This is a genomic window from Blautia acetigignens (genome assembly GCF_025566865.1).
Taxonomy (GTDB): Bacteria; Bacillota; Clostridia; order Lachnospirales; family Lachnospiraceae; genus Blautia_A; species Blautia_A acetigignens.
This window is the reverse complement of sequence record NZ_JAOQJM010000022.1, coordinates 15,455-38,506: the sequence shown is the minus strand read 5'-3', so window position 1 is coordinate 38,506 and position 23,052 is coordinate 15,455. Positions and strand designations below refer to the sequence as shown.

Below are 23,052 nucleotides of genomic sequence, written 5' to 3'. Positions count from 1 at the left end.
CAAACAGCACCCGATAGGAAACCGAAAGCTGAAAACCGTAACCGCCGACCATTTACAGGCGTATATAGACTTTCTCAGCTTTGGCGGTACAAATCCTGACGGTACAACCGCAAAGGCACTCAGCAAAGGGTATCTCCGATTGTTTTCGGCTGTTTTACAAGGGGCGTTCCGTTTTGCGGTATTCCCGAAAAGACTGATAACCTTTAACCCGATGCAGTATGTGGTATGGCGAGGAAAGAAAGAAGAATACGAACTGTTCTCGGACGAGGACGGAGAAACTGCCTCCACACCAACGCTCAGCTACGAACAGTATCAGAGATTAGAGGACTTCCTGAAAAAGAAAAACAATCCTGCACTTCTTCCTATACAGATAGCCTATTATACAGGTTTGCGTATTGGAGAGGTCTGTGGTCTGACTTGGCAGGACATTAACCTTGAAGAACAATATCTGACAGTACGCCGCAGTATGCGTTACAACGGGGCAAGGCACAAAACAGAAATAGGGGCAACAAAGCGTAAAAAAATCCGCACCGTGGACTTTTGCGATACGCTTGCCGCAATCCTGAAAACTGCGAAAACAGAACGGCACAAAAACCGTTTTCGATACGGGGAACTGTACAGCCTTAATTACTATTTGGAGGTCAAAGAAAAAGACCGCACCTATTATGAGGTTTACAGTCTGCCGAGGTCGGAGGAAGTCCCAGAGGGGTACAAGGAATTATCCTTTGTCTGCCTTAGACCTGATGGGGCATTTGAAGCACCGAGTACGGTGGGGATTATGTGCAGGACAGCGAGAAAAAAGGTGGAGGGATTGGAGGATTTCCACTTTCATATGCTCAGACACACCTATACAAGCAATCTGCTTTCAAACGGTGCAGCACCTAAAGATGTGCAGGAACTTCTCGGACACGCTGATGTCAGTACCACAATGAACATTTACGCTCACGCTACAAGGGAAGCGAAGCGTACTTCCGCAAGACTGCTGGATAAGGTAATCGGCGGAGAATAAAAATTTCCCTTGTTTCGGCTCATAAGGGCAAAAACAAGGGAAAATACATAAGGTTTGAACATTTAATAGGCGATATGCCTTGAAAATACAGGGTTTATAGAGGATTGAATAGATAAACTTGAATTTGACTTAATATCCATGGTCAACATGCTGCCACTTTCCGCCATCTGTTCTAACTAAAATCCACTTCCAATCACTGTATGTACTATTTGGATTCAAAGACCCGTCTCCACCAGATGAATCAACATCGAATGAAGATAATAAAACAATGACTTCATCTGCATTGTTTCTGTCTGCCCAATCTTTATGATCTTTCGTGCAGTCATCTCCGGCATAGTAAATTTCTGTGAGAGTGCATCCTTTCCAGTCACTCTTAAACTCCTTTTTTATTGTGTCAATAGCGGCTTTAATATCCTCTTCTGAATAGCTCTCAGATTCAACATTATGAGTTTTTACTTCACTGACATCTCCACCACAAGCACTCAAAACAAATAAAAGCATAATACATAGCATTGTACATACGATTTTCTTCATACAAGACCTCCTTAAATACCGATTTCTCAGTTTCAAAAACTGGAATTTCATAAACGCATTTGCTTCTTAAACGCAAACATTCCCTCATTGCCATCACCGACAAAATCGTCCGGTGTATCCGGCATAGGATGTTTTTCATTAAAAAATTCTGTAATATGAAAGCCGCAGACATTCACATAAAAATGAATGTTGCGCTTATCAAAGTACGGCGTACAGGTTTCCCATACTTTCGTGTTCGGATATATTCGTTCCAATTCAAACCATATCTTCTTACCGATACCATTGCTCTGAACTCCGTTCTTTACAAAAAGCAGGTCAAGATGGTTATGCTGTGTACTCTCATTGATAATAACAACAGCACCGCCCACCATTTCTCCATCGACAACGGCTTTATAGACAGCAGAACCCTCCGCATTCAGCGACTGGTCAATGTCCTTTTCAGGCAGAATAACAGCATCTGTTTTCCCAAAAGCATCTTCAAAACCTTTCTGAAATGCTTCCTGCATATCCGCCTTGTATTGGGTTAATTCTTTTGGTTCTATACAAACTAATTGGAAGGTCATTTTATATCTATCTCCTCAAAAATTCCGATTGAGATTTCACCTGTTTTAAAAGATTTAATAGCTGTTATATTTTGTTATTAAATTCTCCGCAAATCCTTGAAAACACTGGATTTATCGCAGGTGAGCTTTCCCTTATTGTTTCCCTTGTGTTATATCGTCCCATCAGTGTTTACGAACTCTGATAAGGGCAAATACAAGGGCAAGAAAATCATATAAAACAGTATAACACAAAATAAAAGTGACATGGTGAACTGATTGAAATGCTTCTGAGTTTTTAATTAGGGATTGATTGAATGATATTAAGGGGCTGTCGGTTAATAGCAAATTCCGGCATCCCCAGTAGTAATTGAAAGGATCCCAGCAAGGGCAAGGCTTGTTAGCTTTCTACCTTGCGAGGGATCCTTTTTTTCTATAAAAGATGAAATTTATTTTTGGCCGCAAAAATCCCTTGTCTGGATTTTTACAGCCGCACTTTTGATCAGGCTGTTTTTTCCGTTGTTTTTCCCTCAAACTTCTTTAGTTTTTCATTGAGAAAACGACAGTATTTATTTATATTCCTTCCGATTGCATACAACATGAATTCTTTGTACACTTTATCTGCAGAACGGTAATTAAAACGCCTAAAGTTTTCGTTTTCTTTGATATCACCGAAATGTCCTTCTGTCTGGATCGAACGTGTCTGCCGTTTTAGGATCCCACGCTCACTTTGGATGTTTGCATGGGATTTTTCACGCAGTTCTTCCCACTGCTCATTGATCTTCATTACCTTGTTTTTCTCAGCATCCTTTTCGGCATTATATTTATACAGACAGCGGGCTTTATGTTCGCATCCACTGCAGTCGGCGCAGGCGTACACCTCAAAGGTCTGGGTATAACCATTCTGCTCTTTGGTTTCCGTTCTTATGTGACGCAGTTCACGTCCGTCATGGCAGATATAGAACTGCTCATCTTCAAATACTTCGACCTTCATGTTGTAATATTTACTGATATTTTCGGCATATGCGCGTGTTTTGCGTTTTTCATGATCCTGCAGTTTTATATAGCTTTCTATCCCTTTTTCTTTTAAATAAAGCAGATTTTTCTCACTACAGTATCCGCTGTCAGCAGTTACCTCTTCCAGGATGCTGCCAAAAACCTGCTGGTGCTTTTCCAGGACTGGGATCAGGGTATTGTAATCCGTCCGGTCATTACTTACGTAACCGTGAATGATGAAATAATTTTCCACGGCAATCTGTACGTTGTACGCCGGCTTTAACTGTCCGTTCAGCATATGATCCTCTTTCATCCGCATAAAAGTAGCTTCCAGGTCTGTCTTGGAATAGCTGTTCCGGTCTTTTCCCATGATCTCGAAGCATTCTTTATATCCCATCAGACGCTGGCCGAGATGCTCCAGTTCCTCATACAGCTGCTGGATCTCAGGTTTTCTTTTTCCTTTTCCATAAACGAACTCTATCCCTTCTCCAGTGGCAATCGTATTAAGGTTCTTCTGCAGCTTCAGGATTTCAAGAGGAGAGCAGTTATCAATCTCAATGACTGTATTATTTGCAAGTTTCTTATGCTTTGACAGCTTCCGTTTACGGTTCTTTTCTATTACACTGCGGACTTTATCCATTCCCTCGATCACTAACATCTGTGCATTCCCTATATCATACTTTTGCCCATAACCATTCTCTTACAAAAATATATTATACCTGGCAAAGTTCAGTTCAATAGAATCTAGCAGACCAGCCAGATGGTAATTGATCGTACCACGCCAGACAAATGTATAACGGTTTGCATTGGCTTCAATCTTAGTCCCATCAATAAAAAGTTCTTTCAGTGTAACAAGGCCTTCTTTTTGAAGCCGGCGCAAAAACTGGTAATTAAGGTCATCCAGTATTTCAGAGGTCAGCTTTTTCCCTTTAAACTCATAAAAAGCGTCCCGTTTTGGTTTCTGCCCACGGGTCAGCCAGATAAAAGCCAGATCTCTTTCACATAATTCTACAATACGGTCAACAGAACGTACCCCACGCATGTTTGCGTAAGTAACTACAGCATACATCATAATTGGGTTATACCCGGTTCTTCCCTTATCTGAACAATTGGCCAGCAGGCCAGAAAAATCTAAATCCTCCATCACTTTTTTCAGGGTATAGACTGGATCGTCGTCGGGTAAATTCAATTCGAAGAAACTAAAGTTCATTTTCTGTTGCCCAAGCTCAAAAAAGTCGTTATATAATAATTAGTCGATACTTACTATTTTTGCTTGGCTACATAATTCTTTTTCCTACAAAGTCCTGCTATAGATGTAGTTATCAAGCCCACAAACAATAAAACCATATATAATTCCAACGGTGTGTCATCTCCTGTTTTTGCCCCAGAAGCCGCTCCACTTCCAGCATGATTCACATCTGTGCTATTATCTGCACCCGTTTGTGTTGTCGGCTGTGTTGTTGGTTCATTTGGAATATCCTGCTCTGTTTTTTCTGCCAGAATATAATAATAACTGCCATCCGCCTGAAAAATCATCTGTCCATTTCTGCTTTGCACAGATAATGTCTTCAATGTCCCTTTGCTGTTCAAAGAAAAAGCAGAAGAATTCTTCAACGCATCCGATAAAGAAATTGTCACTCCATCCACCGCTATTCTGTTTTCCTTTTTATCTGTAAAATAGATTTCAAATGGTGAAATGTTTTTCCCCTTTCCTTCCAGACATGCAACAAACCACTCCCATGCCTCTGTATCCTGACTGGTTATCGGATAAACCACCAGCGTCAAGCTGCTGTCTGTAATTCCACTGACCACAATCCTTCTGCCATCCGGTAACTGAATCTCAGCTTTCCCATTTTGGACAGGTGATGTTAGATATTCTGTTTTTCCTGCAATATAAGTTGCATAAATGCCAAAATCTGTCTGACCCTGTTCTCCTGTCAGGGCAGAGTTCCCGGCGTAACATATCGTAGCTGAATATACTGTAATTATGCACATCAGAAAAAATGTTACTAACCGTTTCATTCTGCCCCTCCTTTCCTGAGTATTGTATTTAGGGTAACCGAACCGGCACTGTAGTATGTATCTGGCTCATAAGCCATAATCTTTAATTTAATTGCAGTACCATCTTCCACTTCGGAAGTAAGTGATACAGATTTTACATATTCTCCAGGTCTGATAAGTCCTGTCTCTCCCAAAAGAATTCCATCTGCGGTCAGAACACGAAGCTTCAGCCATACATCAAATTTTTCTGAATTCGTAAAATAAACATCTGCTGCATCGCCTTTCACAATCACATTTCCACAGATATATGCCCTGAATTCCATTCCATCCTGATAGATTTCCGACCATCCAAGCTCCTCCGGTACTGTCGGCATGCCACTGACCGCCGCTTTTTCGAAAGGCGGTGGTGAGAACGAGCGAACATCCTCCTGTTTTCCATTGTTTATCAATGTCAGTACCATAGTACACAATGACAACACACATACAATACAGGCAACAGGCAAGCTCCAATTTTTATTCATTAAAATCCCTCATTTACATTATCATCTGTCATATTTACCTCAAACAACGCGGTTTGGAGTAAATATCACAGATGATCTGCACAGACCTTTTTAGCCTGCACAGATCTCTGCTAATTTTAATTTGCTTTCTATCCAGCAAACACACTCCAACATATTGTCTAAATAACTTTTACTGTCAATGTTGGATTATTTTCATTTCTCAAATCAACCGTGAGACGGATAGTCTTGCCATTCAAAGCCATTGTACTCGGTAAAGAAACACCATAACTTCCGTTTCCACTAGTTACCTTCTGCAGAGAATATGTACCCTCTGCCTTTATGTCTCCATCTTTAATGACATATTTTTCTTGTGAATTTCCTTTATTATAAATATAGAAGATGCTAGCCAAATAATTATTCCCTGGACATTCTTTCTCTACAGTGTATACACCATCTGTCAATGTAGTTTTTAAAAATCCCCAGCTTATATTGCCATTTCCATCCCACTTATAATTCGAGGAGGTACCAACATAATCCGAAATAGTCACCGTCACATTGCCAATCTCTTTCTTTTCGGCTGTTGTATCTGAAAGAGCCCCCTTCAAGGACAAGGTCGTTGTTTCACTTGGACTTTCCCCAACGTTTGTTCCTTCTGCTGATTTTAATCCTATTTTAGAATTCGTAAAAGTTCCGGTAATGTTATTGTCAGTTTTACCATAAGCCAGAGAAGCTGTAATGTCCGCATTTGAATTATTCGTTACAGTAATCTGATCAGCCCCATCCTGACAAGTCCATGAACTTGTACCGGATGTTTCCTTATATTTTAAAGTTGTTGGATCCCAGCTTTTTGTAACGCCCGAACTATATGTATATTCCAGACTTCCCCATTTCACATCAACACTATATACAGTATCTGTGTTTTCTTTTCCGGCTTGATAAGTAGCTTTAATATCCGCTGAACTATCCTCTGCTGCATATACAAAATTTCCCATAGACATGCTCAAAGTAAGAGCGAGTGTTGCTGCAATTATTTTTTTCTTCATTCTTTCCGCCCTCCTTCTTATTCCTGTGATGCTGCATCTGCGATTTTTACTGTTACACTACCGATTGTTGCTTTATTTGCATTTTTATCTGTTAATGCCCCTGACAAAGAAATCGTAGTTGACTCAGTAGATGCAGTACCCGCTACTGTGGTTGTCGCACCAATAGACGCATCCGCAAGACTCAAAGAAGCCTTATCAACTTTCGCAGTGATACCTGCATACGAATCCGACGTTGCTGCTTCAACAGTTGCAGTCAATGCCTTATTAGAGCGATTGGTAACTGTCACCTTGTTCGCTCCATCCTGGTTCGACCAGCTTCCTTCGCCGACAGATTCCGTATACTGGTGTGTTGATGGATTCCATTTTTTGGATACAGCTCCATCCGTATACGTGAATTCCATGCTTCCCCACGATACATCAACGGAATACACCGTTGCTACTGCGCCTTCAAGTTGATAAGTTCCGTATACTGCATGGCTGTCTGTTCCTCCGGCTGAATCTATTGTTGCCGCCATTGCTACTGTTCCTGAGGATAACCCAAGTATAGTCGCCACACAAAGAGTTAATGCTTTTTTCTTCATCGCTTTTCTTCCTTTCTGCAAAACATTTTATTACATCTTCTTTTTGAAGTATGTTTTCTCTTAATCAGTCACTGTAATTTTAATTCCTTCGATATTTCCATTCAGGACTGCTTTCTCCCCTGAATCCGGATCATAATACAGAACATTGTATCTTCCTGTATAATCTCCCACAGAGAGTTTTGCTGCATCTTTTATCAGATCCAGCTGTTCAATTTTATATCCGGATGACAGAGTTCCGGACTGGGCAATCACAGTTTCTGTTCCATCTTCACTGATAATGACAAGTTGAAGCACAATATCATTTACTGATTTCGATGGATTTTGAAACATCAGATTTGCCTTATTATCAGAAAGTGAAATATGTACTTCCTTCTGATAAACCATACTGACTGCTCCCCCGCCCTTAGATACCTCCATCTTTTCTTCTGAATCACCTGTTACAGGTTCTGCATATTCTTCTTCTTTCTGTGGTGCATAGTCAGGAGCAAGTGCCGGACCGGTATTCCTGAAAAATAACGCCCAGATCGTCACTGCTAATGCAACAAATGTAACAACAAGAAGTACAGTAATAATTATTTTTGTCCTATTTGCAGATATCTTTTTTTCGGACTGTTTTCCCACTTGATCACCTCCTTACCCGGCCTGTTCATAGGATATCGTTCCGATCACCTCACCGTTTATTCCCGGATCTGGTTCCCCGTAAAGGTTAAGATATACCGTAGCCGTATTCCTGGCAGAAATGGAAAGTTTCTGAACTGTTTCTCCTTTCTGGTCCTTGAATACTCCGGTAATTTCCTTGTGTGATTCTGACGGTTTATAAGACAGAATAAGTGTCACATCCTCATTTCCTGTATTTGTGAAACTCACTTTTCCTTCGCCCTCTTCATAATCCCATTGCCCGGACGTCGCATTTTCATAGCAATGTGTATCTGGATTCCACTGACCTCTGGAACCCGGATGATAAACAGCATTTAGCCCAGACAATTCCATTACAATGGAATCCTCACTTTCTGTATCCGGTTCCGGTATCAGAGAACGGGAAGCAAGAGCATAGGTTCCAAACGTTCCGGTATCAAAGGCAATGATATTTTCACGGCTGTCTGCATCACCACAGATTACTGCCTGCCCATCCCTGACACAGACAAGTACCCTGTCTTCCATCTGCGCCTGCACATCGGTTGTTTCCATAATCATTGAAAGCATTTCCTGGCTTTCTGCAATTCTCAAAGGTTCCTCATCATTTTTCTGCCTGAACAGACGTAGAGAAAAATACTGCTCCACTGTATATCCATTATTTTCTGCCCACTGTTCCAGAATGGCTTTCTCCTCTTTCAGGGAATTCCTTTCTTCTTCTGAGAGTTTTTGTTCTTCTGCTTTCTCCTGCTCATCCTTCAAAAGATCATCCAGCAGGTCAGCGTATATCAGCACATTTCCATGTCCACCCTGCCTGATCTCATCCTCCGAAAATAATGATCGTACGAACGGTTGCTGCCCGTCTTTGAGTTTCAGCTGATTCATTCCCAAAGAAACTCGTGTAGCCAGATCAAATGTCATTTCTGCCGGGGTTTGTGTGGAATCTTCTGTAACCGGCTCCGTAGATGTTTCATTTTCATCCCCATTTGGTTCCTTCATCTCTGTTTCGTTCTCATTCGGAACTGCCACAAAATCCTCTGTTATAACTTCAGTTGGAGTTTCCACTGGAGCCTCTGTTATAGCTTCCGTCGGAGTTTCCACAGGATCCTCTGTTATAACTTCCGTCGGAGTTTCCACTGGAACCTCCGTTATAGCTTCAGTCGGAGTTTCCACTGGAGCCTCTGTTTCTTTCTCAACCGGCAGCTCTGTTGATGACTGGAAAGATTCCGCTTCCGAAGTCTGTGTTTCCGACTCTGTTGATTGCTTCGTCATTTCAGTCTCGGCTGCAGACACTGTACCGGAAATCAGGCTAAGTGCTGCTGCAGCCGCAAGTATCCATCTGGCTTTTTTGAAGCAGAACCGATTTTTGCTTTCTTTTTTCATATCGTTATCCTCTTTTCGCCATTTGCGCTAAAGCGGGCATTGACTCAGATCAGCTTCCGCTTTCTGGCTTCTGTAATTGCTGCTGCTTTATTCCTGACACCAAGCTTCCGATAAGTTTCTTTATTGTGGTATTTCACTGTTGCCTCTGAAATTTTCAGCTCTTTTGCTATATCTGCAGATGACTTACCTTCTGACTGCAGTTTTAATATCTCCAGCGCATGTTCACTTAAAACAATATTGTTTCTGGAAGCCAGATAAGAAGGATATGATTTAGCCATCTGTCTGCATTCTGACATGATCTGGTTTCGATAACTATTGTCTTTCCAGATAAATTCGCACTTTTCAAACATTGGAAGAAGTGCTGTTCCTTCCCTGGTAAATATTCTCACAAAATGATATTCTTCTGCCTGACTGATGCTGGTTTGAAGAGTATCCTTCCACTGCTTCTGTTCCAGTTTATACTGAACAATAGAAAGCAAGATCATCGCTTCCATATGAATATAGGTACGCTTCATAATCTCCGCATAATGCAGGAGCTGCTGCAGCAGGCAATAAGCTGCTTCCAATTTCCCAAGAGAAATATATACTCTTACTTTTGTCAGATATCGAAAACGTTCCATTGTGCAAAATTCCGCATTCTCATCTGGTGCCTGTTTCATCCAGTCTGAAACATCTTCACCCTGATACAGCTTAATCCGGCAAATAAAAGCATCAATATTGGAAATCAGATTCGGTGCTTCCTCTTCCGCACAATCACGAAATGCATCAAGAGATACAAGTGCGCCATCTGCATCATTTTTCAAAACAGACAGCCATGCAAGGATTCCTGTTCCTACAAAAACCTGTTCCAGCATACCCCCCCCCGTCCTGCATCCATACGGCCTTTTTCTGCCTTTGAAAAAATCTCAAAAATATCTTTTCCTTTTTCCAGATAGCTCTCTGCAAGTGCAAGAGATACAAGGCCTTTTCCATATTTTCCAAGAACAAATTCTACCGATTTACCGATCGTAAGTGCCAACTCTGTGTCTCGTTTCGACCATTCACAGAAATCTTTTCCTCCGTTCATTATAGAAGGAAGATTACTGGTCACAGGCAGCTCTGGAAGAACTGCTTTTTTATTATGAATTAACAGGTCTGCATTTTTCAGCAGATCGATCATGTTCGCTGTGCCAGTATGAGGAAGTGCTATTTTTAAATAAAGCAGCCTGCTGCGAGCTTCTTTTCCCATACTGCCTGAGTGCCCTTCTGCAAATTTTTCCAGCTGATGATACCAACGGTTGCTTTCTTCTATATTCATCAGCATAGATTGCAGCAAACTGATTCCTGCCATAAGTACCGGACTCCCTGAGATGAGTTCTTCCGGCAGTTTCAGATAGTACTTCCTCAGTTCGTAATAATGCCCGCTGGAAGGGTTCTTTCGTACATTGGAAATCAAAAGTCTGGAAATACTTTCCATATCGTTGTATTTTTCATACATGGAAAGTGCATCAAGAGGTTTTCCCTCTAATTCATAATATAATCCGGCTACATAATAAAGATGGTTGATCTGCTCAATGCTTCTCTTCCTCCGTAGTCTCTGCTGCATGGATTTCCTCATAGGCCATCTGCATTTCCAGATTCCATCGGTTCCTCTTATGTCAAAAAAGTTTCCAACTTCTTCAGCCCGAAAGATCAGTTTCTCCACATCACTTCGTCCTGTAAGCATGGACGCAAGTCTGACTGTAAATGTTTCTACAATGGACATGTCCATAAAAAACTCCTGCAGTTCCAAATCCCACTGATCGTATACATGGGTTTCCAGATAATCCCACTGCCGTCTCTGTGTCAGTTCCAGATTTCCTTTTTCCATTGCAAAAAATAAAAGAGATAACGCATTTCCACCGCCCATATTCCATGCCTTCTGATGTTCTTCCCGGGTAAGATGAATATCATATTGTTCTATATATGTAATCTGCTCATCTAATGAAAAAAGAAAATCACTTTCTTCAATTTCCGCAAATATGTATTTCGTCCGAAGCGGAAGAAGCCATCTCGGAAACGGACATCTGGCGATCAGGATCAGCCATACATTATTTAAGCTCAGTAATTTGCAGATCACTTCAAAATAGTTTTCTCTTTCTGTTGTATCTGTGAGATTTTGAAGATCATCAAGTACTACTGTGTATTCAGCAGATTGTTCTTTTATTTTAATCTGGTCTGCACTTGTTTCTGATGCACTGTAATAGCTGCAGCGTTTCATATTCAAATTGTGCATAACCAGAGAAGTCTTTCCGATGCCTGTAACTCCATACAGGTATAGCGGTGTTCGAAGTTTTTTGGCAGAGCGAAATTTGCAAATAGCTTTTTGAGGGCATATATATTTATCATCAGTAAATTTGACTATTTTCTGCATATTTCCCTCCTTTGTTTTATCGTATTTATGTAAATATTGTAGCAAATTGAAGGTTGAGATGGAACTATCCAAAAGGATAGTTTTGGGCAAAAATTTGCAATAAAAACAGACCCCATTATATTTCATAATCTGCTCTATGAAATATAATGGGGTCTGTTTAATAAGGCTTTCTATTCTTCACTTCCAAGCCGATGAGCCTCTTTATAAATCTCACAGGCACTGTGATGTACACATCTTTTATATGCACAGTCCATAAATGTGAGAATTCGTCTGCCATCCTTTTCCCGGTATTCACAGCATACTGTCTGGCTTCCGTTGCAGGTGCGGCAAAAGCCGGAAATAAATTCTTCCGTCTCCATAGCTCACCTCTGACACAGCTTATGTATAAAAATACCACTTCGAAGCTTTGGCTCAAACCAGGTGGATTTGGGCGGCATTAGCTTATTCTCGTCTGCAATCTGCATCAGATCTTCCATAGAAGTGGGATACAGTGCAAAAGCAATTCCGCGGCTCTTATCTGCCATAGCCTGAAGCTCTCTTAATTTATGGCTTCCGCCCACAAAAGAAATCCGCTTATCCGTCCTTGAATCTCCGATTCCAAGTATAGGTGCAAGCACCTGCTCCTGCAAAAGCTGGGAATCCAGCTGTCCCACTACGTCCTTGCCCTCATAAAGCTCCGTCTTCGCTTTCAGCAGATACCAGAAGCCATCCAGATACAGTCCAAAGCAGTGCTTCTCCACAGGCTTGGCCGGAAAGCCCGGAACTATGGTCATGTCAAACTTCTCCTTGATCCGGGAAAGTACCTGCTCCGGTGTCTGACCATTTAAATCCTTCACCACACGATTATAGGCCAGAATCGTAAGCTGGTCATAGGGGAAAACAACGGACAGGAAAAAGTTAAACTCCTCGTCTCCTGTATACCCCGGATTCTCTTCTCTTCGTTTCAGGCCAACCTTCACCGCAGAGGCAGCTCTGTGATGTCCGTCTGCAATGTAAAGCGCCGGAATCTTCTCCATCTCCTCCCGGATCAGGGCAATTGCCTCGTCCTCATCGATCACCCACACACGATGTGTAATCTCATCTTCCTCTGTGAAGTCATATTCTGCCAGATGATCCTTTTTCCACTGCGCAAGAAGACCGCTCAGTCTGTCGGTGTAGCGGCATGCCAGGTAAATAGGGCCTGTGTTTGCATCGCACACATCCACATGATTGATGCGGTCCAGTTCCTTATCCGATCTGGTAAGCTCATGCTTCTTCACCACATTGTTCAGATAATCGTCAATGGAAGCACAGCCTGCAATTCCAGTCTGTACCTTCCCTTTGCGAACCAGTTCATATATGTAATAACAGGGCTTATGGTCCTGGGAAAGAATCCCCTTCTCTTCCATCTGAAGCAGATTCTCCTTTGCCTTCTTATATACCTCAGGGTCATAAAGACCGGCATCTGCCGGAAGATCCATCTCCGCTCTGTCCACATGCAAAAAAGAATCCGGATTCTCTTTTCCGATTGCTGCGGCTTCCTCCCGGCTCACCACATCATAAGGAAGTGCTGCTACTGCCGCAGCCTTTTCCCTGGCAGGTCTTAAAGCCTTAAATGCCCGAAATACTGCCATAGTTTTATACTCCTTTCAAATCTGCCTGCCTCTTTTTAAAGTGCTCCAAAGGCGGTCTTTTTCTCTGACGGCAGACTATTTTCCTCTGTTTTTACAGGTGTCGTAACTTATATTATATCACAAATAATGCGGCTTCGCAATGAAACTAAATAATTTTTGAGAAAGCTAAATTTTTTTGTATTTTTCTATTGCAAATTGTTTTATTTATGTTATTATACTATTAGAAAAACAAAAACGTAATGCAATATAACCAAATAAATCAAACACCACAAAGGAGGTTTTCCCCATGACAGAAGGACTGAAATGGACGGTCAATCATGTTCCGGAATCTGATGACAAGTTTCTGGATCTGATGTCCGAAGAAAACGTAACCAAAGCAAATGAATTTCACAAGAGTTTCCCACAGTATTCCGTTACACCGCTGCAGAAGCTTTCCGCACTTGCTTCCTATCTTGGAGTAAAGGGAATCTACTGCAAGGATGAGTCCTATCGTTTCGGACTGAATGCATTCAAGGTTCTCGGAGGCTCTTACGCCATGGGTCGTTACATTGCAAAGGAGCTTGGCCGCGACATCAGCGAGCTTCCCTATAATGTCCTCTCTTCTGACAAATTAAGAGAAGAATTCGGACAGGCTACCTTCTTTACTGCCACAGACGGAAACCACGGACGTGGGGTTGCATGGGCTGCCAACCGTCTTGGACAGAAGGCTGTAGTAAGAATGCCGAAGGGCACCACCAGAACCCGTTTTGATAACATTGCCAAAGAGGGTGCTGAGGTAACCATCGAGGAAATGAACTACGACGACTGTGTAAGAATGGCAGCTGCAGAGGCAGCTAAGACCGAACACGGAATCATTGTTCAGGATACTGCATGGGACGGCTATGAGGAGATTCCTTCCTGGATCATGCAAGGATACGGTACTCTTGTTCTTGAAGCTGACAAGCAGCTGAAGGAGAACGGTGTTGAGCGTCCTACCCATGTATTTGTACAGGCTGGTGTTGGTTCTCTTGCAGGTGCAGTTGTAGGATATTTCGCTCACAAATATAAAGAAAATCCTCCTGTAATGGTTGTCTGTGAAGCAAGCGCAGCTGACTGTCTCTATCGCTCTGCTGCACAGGCTGACGGCAATCTGGTAAATGTTACCGGCGATCTTCAGACTATTATGGCAGGTCTTGCATGCGGTGAGGGAAATACAATCGGATGGGATATCCTGAAGAATCATGTTACTGTATTTGCTTCCTGTCCGGACTGGATGAGTGCAAAGGCAACCCGTATCTATGCAAACCCGCTTGAAAGTGATCCACATATCGTATCCGGTGAATCCGGATCTGTACCGCTTGGGCTTGTATACACAGCACTTCACGATGAAGATGCAAAAGATCTTAAAGAAGCCCTGAAGCTGGATGAAAATTCCAACATTCTGGTAATCTCCACAGAAGGAGACACCGATCCCATCCGCTACCGCGAAATTGTATGGGACGGATTATACGGAACAGACAAATCATTAAGCGAATAAATATAAATTTTACGGAGGTAAATTACAATGGATTACAACAAAATTAAAGAAGCGGCTCAGAATTATGAAGCAGACATGACCAAATTTCTTCGCGAACTGGTTCACTTCCCCGGCGAGAGCTGCGGTGAGAAGGATCATGTAATGCGCATTAAAGAAGAGATGGAGAAGCTTGGCTTTGATAAGGTTGATATTGACCCGATGGGAAATATCCTGGGCTACATGGGAAGCGGAAGCACACTGATCGGCTTTGACGCACACATCGACACAGTAGGTATCGGAAACAGAAGCAACTGGGAATTTGATCCATACGAGGGCTTCGAGACTGAGACTGAGATCGGCGGCCGTGGAACATCTGATCAGATGGGCGGTATTGTATCTGCAGTTTACGGTGCTAAGATTATGAAAGACCTTGGTCTTTTAAATGACAAATATCAGGTAGTTGTTACCGGAACTGTTCAGGAAGAGGATTGCGATGGTCTTTGCTGGCAGTACATTATCAACGAAGATAAGGTTCGTCCGGAATTCGTAGTTTCCACAGAGCCTACAGACGGCGGTATCTACCGCGGACAGCGCGGACGTATGGAAATCCGCATCGATGTAAAAGGTGTTTCCTGCCACGGATCTGCTCCGGAGCGCGGTGACAACGCAATCTACAAAATGGCTGACATCCTTCAGGACGTTCGTGCATTAAACGAGAACGATGCAGCAGATGAGACCAAGATCAAAGGTCTTGTAAAAATGCTGGATAAGAAATACAATCCTGAGTGGGAAGAGGCAAACTTCCTTGGAAGAGGTACTGTTACCACATCCGAGATTTTCTTTACTTCCCCAAGCCGCTGTGCAGTAGCTGACTCCTGTGCAGTTTCCCTTGACCGTCGTATGACAGCAGGTGAAACCTGGGAGAGCTGCCTGGATGAGATCCGTGCACTTCCTTCCGTTAAGAAATACGGCGATGATGTTAAGGTTTCCATGTATGAGTACTCCCGTCCATCCTGGACAGAGCTTGTATATCCAATCGAGTGCTACTTCCCAACATGGGTAATCCCGAAGGATCACAAGGTTACTGCTGCTCTTGAGGAAGCTTACCACAATCTGTATGGAACAGAGCGTATGGGAAATGCTGAGACAGAAGCTATGAGAAAGGCTCGTCCGCTTACTGACAAATGGACCTTCTCAACCAACGGTGTTTCCATTATGGGACGTAACGGAATTCCTTGCATCGGCTTCGGACCTGGCGCAGAGGCACAGGCTCATGCTCCGAATGAGAAGACCTGGAAGGATGACCTTGTAAGATGTGCAGCTGTTTACGCAGCACTTCCTACTGCATACTGCAAATAAGAATCAACAGCAATATACGCCATGGAGCGGATAGCTTGACAATGTATCTGCTCCATGACCTCCACTTTATCTGTCTTTTAAATATTTCAAATATAAATTATAAGGAGAATAACTCATGAAAACATTACAGGATTACATTGACAAACTTAACAGCCTTAACTTCAAGGAAATGTACAACAACGATTTCTTCTGGACTTGGGACAAAACAGACGATGAGCTTGAAGCTGTATTTACAGTTGCTGATGCTCTTCGCTTCATGAGAGAGCACAATATTTCCACAAAAGTATTTGAGAGCGGTCTTGGAATCTCTATTTTCCGTGACAATTCCACCCGTACCCGCTTCTCCTTTGCTTCTGCCTGCAACCTTCTTGGACTTGAGGTACAGGATCTGGATGAGAAGAAATCCCAGATTGCTCATGGCGAGACTGTTCGTGAGACCGCTAACATGGTATCCTTCATGGCTGATGTAATCGGTATCCGTGATGACATGTACATCGGAAAAGGCCACACCTACCAGAAAGAATTTATGGATGCTGTAACAGAGGGAAATAAAGATGGTATTCTTGAGCAGAGACCAACTCTTGTAAACCTTCAGTGCGATGTTGACCATCCTACACAGTGTATGGCAGATATGCTCCACATCATCCATGAGTTCGGCGGTGTTGAGAATCTGAAGGGCAAGAAGCTTGCTATGACATGGGCTTACTCCCCATCCTATGGTAAACCGCTTTCTGTTCCACAGGGTGTGATCGGACTTATGACACGTTTCGGTATGGATGTTGTTCTTGCTCATCCGGAAGGATATGATGTAATGCCTGAGGTTGAGGAAATTGCTAAGAAGAATGCTGAGAAATCCGGCGGTTCCTTCACAAAGACAAACAGCATGGAAGAAGCTTTCAAGGATGCTGATATCGTTTATCCAAAGAGCTGGGCTCCATTTGCAGCAATGGAAAAACGTACCAACCTTTACGGCGAGGGCGATTTCGACGGAATTGACAAGCTTGAGAAAGAGCTTCTTGCTCAGAATGCAGAGCACAAAGACTGGGCTTGCACAGAAGAGCTTATGAAGACAACTAAGGACGGAAAAGCACTTTACCTGCACTGCCTGCCAGCAGATATCACAGGCGTAAGCTGTGAGACAGGTGAGGTTGATGCAAGCGTATTTGACCGCTACCGTATCCCGCTTTACAAAGAAGCTAGCTTCAAACCATATGTAATTGCAGCAATGATCATGCTCTCCAAATTTGAGAACCCACAGGATATCCTGAAAAAACTGGAAGTAAAAGCTGCTCCGAGAATTATGGAATAATGCTTTTTTTGGGGCTGTAGTAATACAGCCCTTTTTTGTTCTCATTTTTCGGGATAAACAGCTTTCCGACTATATTAAATGGAGGTTTTTACAATGTATAAAAGAAAACGAATCGTAGTTGCCCTTGGCGGAAATGCTCTTGGAAATACACTTCCGGAACAGATGATTGCTGTAAAATCCACAGCAAAAGCACTCTGTGATCTTATTGAAGAAGGGCATCAGGTGGTTGTAGTCCATGGAAACGGACCTCAGGTTGGCATGATCAACAATGCCATGACGGCTCTTACCCATGAAGATGAGACACAGCCAAATACCCCTCTCTCTGTTTGTGTAGCAATGAGCCAGGCTTATATTGGATACGATCTTCAGAATGCCCTTCGCGAGGAGCTTCGCAAGCGCGGCTTTATGAGAACTCCGGTTGTTACCGTTGTGACACAGGTACGTGTAGATCCTGATGATCCGGCTTTTGAGAATCCAAGCAAGCCGATCGGCAAGTTTCTTACCAAGGAAGAGGCAGAGTATCAGGCAAAAGCTTACGGACATGTTATGAAAGAGGATGCAGGCCGCGGCTACCGCCGTGTGGTTGCTTCCCCGAAGCCTGTTGAGATCGTGGAGCAGGATGCCATCAACAGTCTGGTAGATGCCAATAAGATCGTGATCTGCTGCGGCGGCGGCGGTATTCCGGTTACCTTAGAAGGCCATCATCTCAAAGGCGCTTCCGCGGTTATCGACAAGGATTTCGCAAGCTGCCTTCTGGCGAAACAGCTGGATGCGGACATGCTGATCATTCTTACTGCAGTAGAAAAGGTTGCTGTCAATTTCGGCAAAGAAAATGAGAAATGGCTGGATGACCTTACCGTCTCCCAGGCAAAGAAATACATCGAAGAAGGACAGTTCGCCGCTGGCTCCATGCTGCCAAAAGTCCAGGCCTGTGTAGACTTCGCCAGCTCCGGTGCCGGCCGAACCGCCATGATCACCCTCCTGGAAAAAGCCAAAGACGGCATTATGGGAAAAACAGGAACACAGATTCATCTGTAAGAAAATCTTTTATAACGAAAAAAGCACGAGGCAGTCCATGGAGACTGCCCTTGTTTTATAAAAAAGACCTTCCGCATTTCACTCACTGAGCTGCAGAAAGTCCTTTTTTTATCATTTGTGATGTTTCTCTTCCTCTTCTTCCACCAGTCTTGCGGTTTCACCGGAGGGAGCGGAGATTACAGCTGCTGCAATGATCTCGCAGGGCGGATTCTCCTTTACACTATCAACTGCTGCCTTCACAGCTGCCACATCACCGCTGAGAAATACGGTCGCATGGCCTCCGCACTTGGTATGCCAGGTACGAAATTCCACATTTGATGTTTTCAGCATCTGGTCAAGGACAACTACTGCATTGCAGCTTCCCAGAACCTCTACTAATCCTAATGCTCCATATGACATCCTCTTATTTCCTCCTGACATATTCTATTTGTTGATGGTCATCTTCAGTGCAACTTCTGTGTCTGCAGTAGGGGATGCGATCACTGTGTGGGATACCACCTTGCCCAGGGGCTTCGCTGTCTCCAGTGCCACTTCCATTGCTGCATTTACATCTGCTATGCTGCCTCGCATTTTCACACAGGCTCCGCTTTTCAGTCGGTTTCGCTCTACACTCTGGATCTTCACGTTCGCAGCCTTGGATGCTGCGTCCAGAGCTACAAAGCAGGCTACCAGGTTATCCAGCTCAAATACCCCAACTGCCATGCCGTTATAGTTTTCTGCCATTTTATCCTCCTTACGAGACGGGAAAAGGGGCTGCCCTTTCACGACAGCAAAAAAAGGATCTCCCGACTGCTTTCTTTTTTACCAGTATACCTTGTTTTTCCTGTAATTACAAGTAATTTCTGCCTGTAATCTCACGCAAATTCACAAAATACAACACAATCCCACATTTTTTTCACAATCTAATCCCCATTCTACAAATGTCGCGATAATTACATCTGCCCTCTGCCAGCTTCCGCCTTAACATCTATATCCGTAAGTTCCTTCCCATCCTCTACCTTCAGAACAGCTGTATCGTCTCTGTGCGCGGTTATGACGGATTTTCCGCCACGGTCTCCGGTGATGGAGAGAAGCTGGTCATAATATTTCTTTGTAAAAATACAGGGATTGCCAAGCCTGCCCTCGCTGGAAACGCAGGCAATTCCTTTTCCTGTGGTTTCCAAAAGCGTGATAAGCTGGCGGATCGTCCCGGCTGTAAGCCAGGGCTGATCGGATACAGTAAAAAGACAGGCGTCCGCATCCAGGTTGGCTTTCAGGCCAATTTTCAAGGAGGAAGAGATTCCCTCATCCGGATGGGGATTTATATATACCGGAACTCCTAATGCTCTCGCTTCCTCCTCAATTTCCTCATACTGAGTTACCACCGTTACCGTCATCTCCTGCTTTATGTTTTTTAAACTGCCTGTTTCCAAAACACAGCTGGAAACCTCTTTTCCCTGTCCCCCGGCCCCAGCCACCGCTATCAGCCTCTCCAGAATATATCGGTACATAGGATTTCCGTCAATTTCGTACAGCAGCTTGTTGCCTCCAAAACGGCGGCTGTTTCCGGCGGCCAGCATGATCAATGCAATCCTCATAATTTCTCTGCCTCTCTTAAACTGCCGTAAGCAGCGACAGTTCCCTGTTTTGCCAGATCTTCCACAATATGCTCTGCCGGAGCCGGATCCGATAATACATCTGCTTTGTTTAAATAAACCCGATAGATTTTGTGGTCCACGTTCTTATATAATCCGTGGACGGAAGTGGCGATTTTCTCAATATCTTCTGCCGTTACCGGTGCATCCAGATTTTTTTTGAGGAAAGCACTGGTGTATTCTGCACGGTGGGAGGTCTCACAGATAGGCTTGCCAAGGCAGTCCAGACCGATCACGCTTACTACAATATCCGCAAATTCCGGTATCACCGGCTCCCAGTCTGCCGGAACCTTCAAAGGTTTGTGCTTCGCACCGTCCGCTTCGATCAGCATCACATCACAAAGGGAAGCCAGTTTCTGCAGTTTCCCCGCTTCTATGGAGCACATTTTCCTGGAGGCTTCCTCTATATCGGCCACCGCTGCAAATCCATGATTCTCCAGCATTTGGGGAAGCTTATCGAGCTCATCGCTGCCAATTCTTGGCAGCATCGGATCAAAGGCCATATGGGTGGTAGTCGAAATGATCACCTTCTTACCTAAGGCCTGCAGCTCTTCGTTCAGACGATAGATCAGACTGGTTTTCCCGCCTCCGCCAACAACAGCGATCACCGGGTATTTCTCGATATCCAGCTTTAATAAATCCAGAAAATATCCACTTTCTTTCATCCGGCCTCCTACTTCGGCAAAATACCGTTGCTAAGTAAAATTTCCACAACACTTCCTGCAATACATCTTGCCTTATCTGAAATGGTAAAGCAGTTCTTTTTTTCCTCTTTTCTGGGGTCTATATCGGCAATTTTCATTCCAGCCGGAACATAATAGCCATCCTTTATAATCCCGCGCAGAACACCCGTTATAGAGGCTTCTACGGGCACATCTCCCACATAGGCAAGTATCTGCCCCTTCTCCACAATATCAGCAATATGGGCAATCCCACGGATCATACCGGTGCCAGGAGAGTGAATAACCCTTTCTTTGCTTACGCCGCCTACCATGCCCGGAATACCGGTATTTGGAATTGCACAGCCCTCTGTGATAATTCTTGCCAGATCATGTCCGCGCATAGTCTCCACCACATAATCCACATCCAGCCCTGCTGTAAAGCCAGGTCCTAACCCAATGGTAAGAGGTGCCATCTCTTTGGTAGTTCCCAGATTTTTTTTTGCAAGGATAGCATCTATAAGGGCAGCCACTTTTCCCTGTTCATGAAGTGCCCAGATACACGTTCCATCAGGGTCTACTATAAGAGGAAGCTCACCTGCCTGCCATATTTTGTCACATTCTTCCAGAGCATTTGCCTGTCTGCACAAAACACCCTCTACTTCTGCTGTTTTGTCATATACAGCCTCGCAAAAGGCTACTTTCCTGCGAATTGCGCTTGGCTTCTCACATTCTAAGATCAGTACACGATAACCGCAGCGATGCAGCCTGTGGATTACACCACTTGCCAGATCTCCCCCGCCGCGGACGATCACACAGTTGTTATTCATGATTTTGTCCTGCCCGTTTTTTTATTTTGTAATGATAAAGCATATTTGAAAAAGCTGCAAAGGCGGGGATGTCCCCGCCTTCTTATAGCCGCTGTCATTTATCCTGTGCAGCCATATTTTCTTTATTTACCTTCTCCACTGCATTCACAATATTCTCATAGCCTGTGCAGCGGCAAAGATTTCCTGCCATGTGCTTGCGGATCGCATCCCTTGTCAGCTTCTCGCCGCGCTCCAAAAGTACTGTGGCAGACATAACAAAGCCAGGTGTACAAAATCCGCACTGAATGGCTCCCTCTTCAATAAAAGCCTCCTGAATACGAGTCAGCTCTCCGTCTTTCTCAAGGCCTTCCAGGGTGCGGATATTCTTGCCCTCTGCCCAGACAGCCAGATAAATGCAGGAATCAATAGTCTCACCGTCAATGATTACCGTACAGGCACCACATTCGCCTACCTCACAGCCTTTTTTTACAGAGGTAAGCCCGAGACGGTTGCGCAGCATATCGAGAAGGGATTCTCTTACATCCACATACTCAGCAACCTGTCTTCCGTTTACAGTACACTGTACCAGCCGCATATCCTTTTTCATGACTGCTCACCTCCTGCTGCATTTTCATCATCGACCATGCCGCGGCGAATACTTTCTTTTAATGCTCTTTTTGCAATCTCGCCGCCAATCTGAAGCCTGAAGGCCTTCGATGCTCTCCAGGAATCTCTTGGATTGATTTCCTCCCGTACAAGCGCCTCCACTTTTGCAAACAGCTCATCACCGATTTCCATGCCCTTCAATGCTTCTTCTGTTTTATGGCAGCGATAGGGCACAGGTGCCGCTACACCAAAGGTAATCCGCACATCCTCCAGTACCTTCTTCTGCGGATCGATCCTGCTTACCACACTGCAGCTTAAGGTTGCAATATCCATGGCATTTCGCATGGAATATTTAATATAAAAGCCATGATATCCCTGATAATCCTTTCCCGGAATCACAATATGGGTAAGTACATCTCCCTGGTGAAGATCTACCCTTCCAGGTCCCAGATAAAAATCCTGGATCGGAACCATTCGTCCGCCGGTTCCATCCGCGATCCGAAGCATTGCATTCAGGGAAAACAAGGTAGGTGCACTGTCTGCGCTGACTGCACCGTTGCATACATTTCCGCCGATAGTCCCGATATTGCGAACCTGAGGACCTCCAACCTGATCCACAGCCTCACCCAGGACCGGTATCAGCTTCTGAATCACCGGGTCTTTGGTAACATGGGAAAAGGTGGTAGCTGCTCCGATGAAAATGTCACCGGAATCCATCAGCCGGATCCCCCGGATTTCCTTAATATCCCGGATACTTACCAAAGATGTTCCTGCCATTTTCCCTTCACGTATTTTGATCAGAACATCACTTCCGCCGGAGATTATCCTTGCATCAGGATGCTCCTTCAAAAGCAAAACTGCCTCTTTTATAGTTTCTGCATTATAATAATTTTCGATATCGTACATTCCTCATGCCCCC

General features: G+C 43.9%; 24 protein-coding genes and 1 pseudogene. 5 read left to right on the top strand and 20 right to left on the bottom strand.

Translation table 11 applies throughout. The annotated features are described in order from the left end of the window. Window positions 1-1,009: tyrosine-type recombinase/integrase (locus OCV70_RS17480; RefSeq protein ID WP_262579933.1), on the top strand; the 1,009-nt coding region annotated here is incomplete at its 5' end. A 129-nt stretch (window positions 1,010-1,138) separates the two neighbouring features. On the opposite strand, the gene OCV70_RS17475 is transcribed toward OCV70_RS17480, so the two are convergent. From OCV70_RS17475 to OCV70_RS17415, 13 genes and pseudogenes are all read right to left on the bottom strand, one after another. Next, a complete protein-coding gene (locus OCV70_RS17475; RefSeq protein ID WP_004853444.1) occupies window positions 1,139-1,543 on the bottom strand; it encodes an LptM family lipoprotein in 405 nt (134 codons plus the stop codon). Window positions 1,544-1,590: 47 nt separating this feature from the next. After that, window positions 1,591-2,049, bottom strand: a complete 459-nt coding sequence (locus OCV70_RS17470) for a GNAT family N-acetyltransferase (protein ID WP_118111050.1) — start codon at window positions 2,047-2,049, stop codon at window positions 1,591-1,593. Between the two features lie 535 nt (window positions 2,050-2,584). After that, window positions 2,585-4,288, bottom strand: a pseudogene (locus OCV70_RS17465) (IS1182 family transposase). Window positions 4,289-4,341: 53 nt separating this feature from the next. Then, complete coding sequence (locus tag OCV70_RS17460; protein WP_021926931.1) at window positions 4,342-5,100, bottom strand: hypothetical protein; 759 nt, start codon at window positions 5,098-5,100, stop codon at window positions 4,342-4,344. Continuing rightward, window positions 5,097-5,600, bottom strand: coding sequence for a hypothetical protein (locus OCV70_RS17455; RefSeq protein WP_021926930.1), 504 nt, complete (start codon window positions 5,598-5,600; stop codon window positions 5,097-5,099). Before OCV70_RS17455 ends, OCV70_RS17460 begins: the two co-directional genes overlap by 4 nt. A 158-nt stretch (window positions 5,601-5,758) precedes the next feature. After that, window positions 5,759-6,622, bottom strand: a complete 864-nt coding sequence (locus OCV70_RS17450; protein ID WP_021926929.1) for a hypothetical protein — start codon at window positions 6,620-6,622, stop codon at window positions 5,759-5,761. A 17-nt stretch (window positions 6,623-6,639) separates the two neighbouring features. After that, window positions 6,640-7,203 (bottom strand): hypothetical protein, encoded by a 564-nt coding sequence (locus tag OCV70_RS17445; protein ID WP_021926928.1) that lies wholly within the window; start codon window positions 7,201-7,203, stop codon window positions 6,640-6,642. A 60-nt stretch (window positions 7,204-7,263) separates the two neighbouring features. Next, window positions 7,264-7,824: a hypothetical protein gene (locus OCV70_RS17440; protein WP_195588271.1), complete on the bottom strand. Its 561-nt coding sequence runs from the start codon at window positions 7,822-7,824 to the stop codon at window positions 7,264-7,266. Between the two features lie 12 nt (window positions 7,825-7,836). Then, window positions 7,837-9,219: a gRA11 putative gene (locus OCV70_RS17435; RefSeq protein ID WP_021926926.1), complete on the bottom strand. Its 1,383-nt coding sequence runs from the start codon at window positions 9,217-9,219 to the stop codon at window positions 7,837-7,839. 44 nt (window positions 9,220-9,263) lie between these two features. Next, window positions 9,264-10,073 carry a response regulator transcription factor gene (locus OCV70_RS17430; RefSeq protein ID WP_262579932.1) on the bottom strand — a complete coding sequence of 270 codons (810 nt, stop codon included), beginning with the start codon at window positions 10,071-10,073 and terminating at the stop codon, window positions 9,264-9,266. Next, window positions 10,052-11,611 (bottom strand): winged helix-turn-helix domain-containing protein, encoded by a 1,560-nt coding sequence (locus OCV70_RS17425; protein WP_262579931.1) that lies wholly within the window; start codon window positions 11,609-11,611, stop codon window positions 10,052-10,054. The genes OCV70_RS17430 and OCV70_RS17425 overlap by 22 nt, the downstream gene beginning before the upstream one ends. A 170-nt stretch (window positions 11,612-11,781) precedes the next feature. After that, window positions 11,782-11,970 carry a hypothetical protein gene (locus OCV70_RS17420; protein ID WP_021926923.1) on the bottom strand — a complete coding sequence of 63 codons (189 nt, stop codon included), beginning with the start codon at window positions 11,968-11,970 and terminating at the stop codon, window positions 11,782-11,784. Between the two features lie 3 nt (window positions 11,971-11,973). Beyond that, a complete protein-coding gene (locus OCV70_RS17415) occupies window positions 11,974-13,224 on the bottom strand; it encodes a DUF1015 domain-containing protein (protein ID WP_262579930.1) in 1,251 nt (416 codons plus the stop codon). 286 nt (window positions 13,225-13,510) lie between these two features. On the opposite strand from OCV70_RS17415, the gene dpaL reads away from it, so the two are divergent. The 4 genes from dpaL to arcC all read left to right on the top strand — a co-directional run bounded on the left by dpaL (window position 13,511) and on the right by arcC (window position 18,425). After that, the gene (gene dpaL / locus OCV70_RS17410; protein ID WP_117854969.1) at window positions 13,511-14,740 is read left to right on the top strand and encodes a diaminopropionate ammonia-lyase; all 1,230 of its coding nucleotides are present in this window, start codon (window positions 13,511-13,513) and stop codon (window positions 14,738-14,740) included. 27 nt (window positions 14,741-14,767) lie between these two features. After that, the gene (locus OCV70_RS17405; RefSeq protein ID WP_330385754.1) at window positions 14,768-16,078 is read left to right on the top strand and encodes a YgeY family selenium metabolism-linked hydrolase; all 1,311 of its coding nucleotides are present in this window, start codon (window positions 14,768-14,770) and stop codon (window positions 16,076-16,078) included. A 115-nt stretch (window positions 16,079-16,193) separates the two neighbouring features. Further along, window positions 16,194-17,387 carry a knotted carbamoyltransferase YgeW gene (ygeW, locus tag OCV70_RS17400; RefSeq protein ID WP_262579929.1) on the top strand — a complete coding sequence of 398 codons (1,194 nt, stop codon included), beginning with the start codon at window positions 16,194-16,196 and terminating at the stop codon, window positions 17,385-17,387. Window positions 17,388-17,480: 93 nt separating this feature from the next. Beyond that, on the top strand, window positions 17,481-18,425 hold the full coding sequence (arcC, locus tag OCV70_RS17395; protein WP_117854977.1) for a carbamate kinase: 945 nt from the start codon (window positions 17,481-17,483) through the stop codon (window positions 18,423-18,425). A gap of 111 nt (window positions 18,426-18,536) precedes the next feature. Here the strand turns inward: arcC and OCV70_RS17390 are convergent, their stop codons facing one another. The 7 genes from OCV70_RS17390 to xdhB all read right to left on the bottom strand — a co-directional run bounded on the left by OCV70_RS17390 (window position 18,537) and on the right by xdhB (window position 23,039). Next, window positions 18,537-18,824, bottom strand: a complete 288-nt coding sequence (locus OCV70_RS17390; protein WP_021926917.1) for a BMC domain-containing protein — start codon at window positions 18,822-18,824, stop codon at window positions 18,537-18,539. Window positions 18,825-18,848: 24 nt separating this feature from the next. Further along, a complete protein-coding gene (locus tag OCV70_RS17385) occupies window positions 18,849-19,148 on the bottom strand; it encodes a BMC domain-containing protein (protein ID WP_021926916.1) in 300 nt (99 codons plus the stop codon). Window positions 19,149-19,357: 209 nt separating this feature from the next. Then, window positions 19,358-20,002: a nucleotidyltransferase family protein gene (locus tag OCV70_RS17380; protein ID WP_021926915.1), complete on the bottom strand. Its 645-nt coding sequence runs from the start codon at window positions 20,000-20,002 to the stop codon at window positions 19,358-19,360. Next, window positions 19,999-20,724: a selenium cofactor biosynthesis protein YqeC gene (yqeC, locus tag OCV70_RS17375; protein ID WP_262579928.1), complete on the bottom strand. Its 726-nt coding sequence runs from the start codon at window positions 20,722-20,724 to the stop codon at window positions 19,999-20,001. Before yqeC ends, OCV70_RS17380 begins: the two co-directional genes overlap by 4 nt. A gap of 8 nt (window positions 20,725-20,732) precedes the next feature. Further along, window positions 20,733-21,548 (bottom strand): selenium-dependent molybdenum cofactor biosynthesis protein YqeB, encoded by an 816-nt coding sequence (gene yqeB, locus OCV70_RS17370; RefSeq protein WP_262579926.1) that lies wholly within the window; start codon window positions 21,546-21,548, stop codon window positions 20,733-20,735. Between the two features lie 94 nt (window positions 21,549-21,642). Beyond that, a complete protein-coding gene (xdhC, locus tag OCV70_RS17365) occupies window positions 21,643-22,134 on the bottom strand; it encodes a xanthine dehydrogenase subunit XdhC (protein ID WP_173768075.1) in 492 nt (163 codons plus the stop codon). Next, complete coding sequence (gene xdhB, locus OCV70_RS17360) at window positions 22,131-23,039, bottom strand: xanthine dehydrogenase subunit XdhB (RefSeq protein WP_021926911.1); 909 nt, start codon at window positions 23,037-23,039, stop codon at window positions 22,131-22,133. The genes xdhC and xdhB overlap by 4 nt, the downstream gene beginning before the upstream one ends. Window positions 23,040-23,052: the final 13 nt, after the last annotated feature.

What these genes read in the sequence shown, in the direction of transcription:
- OCV70_RS17475 (WP_004853444.1), bottom strand. Translation starts at nt 1,543, where the DNA reads ATGAAGAAAATCGTATGTACAATGCTATGTATTATGCTTTTATTTGTT.
- OCV70_RS17470 (WP_118111050.1), bottom strand. Translation starts at nt 2,049, where the DNA reads ATGCAGGAAGCATTTCAGAAAGGTTTTGAAGATGCTTTTGGGAAAACA.
- OCV70_RS17460 (WP_021926931.1), bottom strand. Translation starts at nt 5,100, where the DNA reads ATGAAACGGTTAGTAACATTTTTTCTGATGTGCATAATTACAGTATAT.
- OCV70_RS17455 (WP_021926930.1), bottom strand. Translation starts at nt 5,600, where the DNA reads ATGAATAAAAATTGGAGCTTGCCTGTTGCCTGTATTGTATGTGTGTTG.
- OCV70_RS17450 (WP_021926929.1), bottom strand. Translation starts at nt 6,622, where the DNA reads ATGAAGAAAAAAATAATTGCAGCAACACTCGCTCTTACTTTGAGCATG.
- OCV70_RS17445 (WP_021926928.1), bottom strand. Translation starts at nt 7,203, where the DNA reads ATGAAGAAAAAAGCATTAACTCTTTGTGTGGCGACTATACTTGGGTTA.
- OCV70_RS17435 (WP_021926926.1), bottom strand. Translation starts at nt 9,219, where the DNA reads ATGAAAAAAGAAAGCAAAAATCGGTTCTGCTTCAAAAAAGCCAGATGG.
- OCV70_RS17430 (WP_262579932.1), bottom strand. Translation starts at nt 10,073, where the DNA reads ATGCTGGAACAGGTTTTTGTAGGAACAGGAATCCTTGCATGGCTGTCT.
- OCV70_RS17425 (WP_262579931.1), bottom strand. Translation starts at nt 11,611, where the DNA reads ATGCAGAAAATAGTCAAATTTACTGATGATAAATATATATGCCCTCAA.
- OCV70_RS17420 (WP_021926923.1), bottom strand. Translation starts at nt 11,970, where the DNA reads ATGGAGACGGAAGAATTTATTTCCGGCTTTTGCCGCACCTGCAACGGA.
- OCV70_RS17415 (WP_262579930.1), bottom strand. Translation starts at nt 13,224, where the DNA reads ATGGCAGTATTTCGGGCATTTAAGGCTTTAAGACCTGCCAGGGAAAAG.
- dpaL (WP_117854969.1), top strand. Translation starts at nt 13,511, where the DNA reads ATGACAGAAGGACTGAAATGGACGGTCAATCATGTTCCGGAATCTGAT.
- OCV70_RS17405 (WP_330385754.1), top strand. Translation starts at nt 14,768, where the DNA reads ATGGATTACAACAAAATTAAAGAAGCGGCTCAGAATTATGAAGCAGAC.
- ygeW (WP_262579929.1), top strand. Translation starts at nt 16,194, where the DNA reads ATGAAAACATTACAGGATTACATTGACAAACTTAACAGCCTTAACTTC.
- arcC (WP_117854977.1), top strand. Translation starts at nt 17,481, where the DNA reads ATGTATAAAAGAAAACGAATCGTAGTTGCCCTTGGCGGAAATGCTCTT.
- OCV70_RS17390 (WP_021926917.1), bottom strand. Translation starts at nt 18,824, where the DNA reads ATGTCATATGGAGCATTAGGATTAGTAGAGGTTCTGGGAAGCTGCAAT.
- OCV70_RS17385 (WP_021926916.1), bottom strand. Translation starts at nt 19,148, where the DNA reads ATGGCAGAAAACTATAACGGCATGGCAGTTGGGGTATTTGAGCTGGAT.
- OCV70_RS17380 (WP_021926915.1), bottom strand. Translation starts at nt 20,002, where the DNA reads ATGAGGATTGCATTGATCATGCTGGCCGCCGGAAACAGCCGCCGTTTT.
- yqeC (WP_262579928.1), bottom strand. Translation starts at nt 20,724, where the DNA reads ATGAAAGAAAGTGGATATTTTCTGGATTTATTAAAGCTGGATATCGAG.
- yqeB (WP_262579926.1), bottom strand. Translation starts at nt 21,548, where the DNA reads ATGAATAACAACTGTGTGATCGTCCGCGGCGGGGGAGATCTGGCAAGT.
- xdhC (WP_173768075.1), bottom strand. Translation starts at nt 22,134, where the DNA reads ATGAAAAAGGATATGCGGCTGGTACAGTGTACTGTAAACGGAAGACAG.
- xdhB (WP_021926911.1), bottom strand. Translation starts at nt 23,039, where the DNA reads ATGTACGATATCGAAAATTATTATAATGCAGAAACTATAAAAGAGGCA.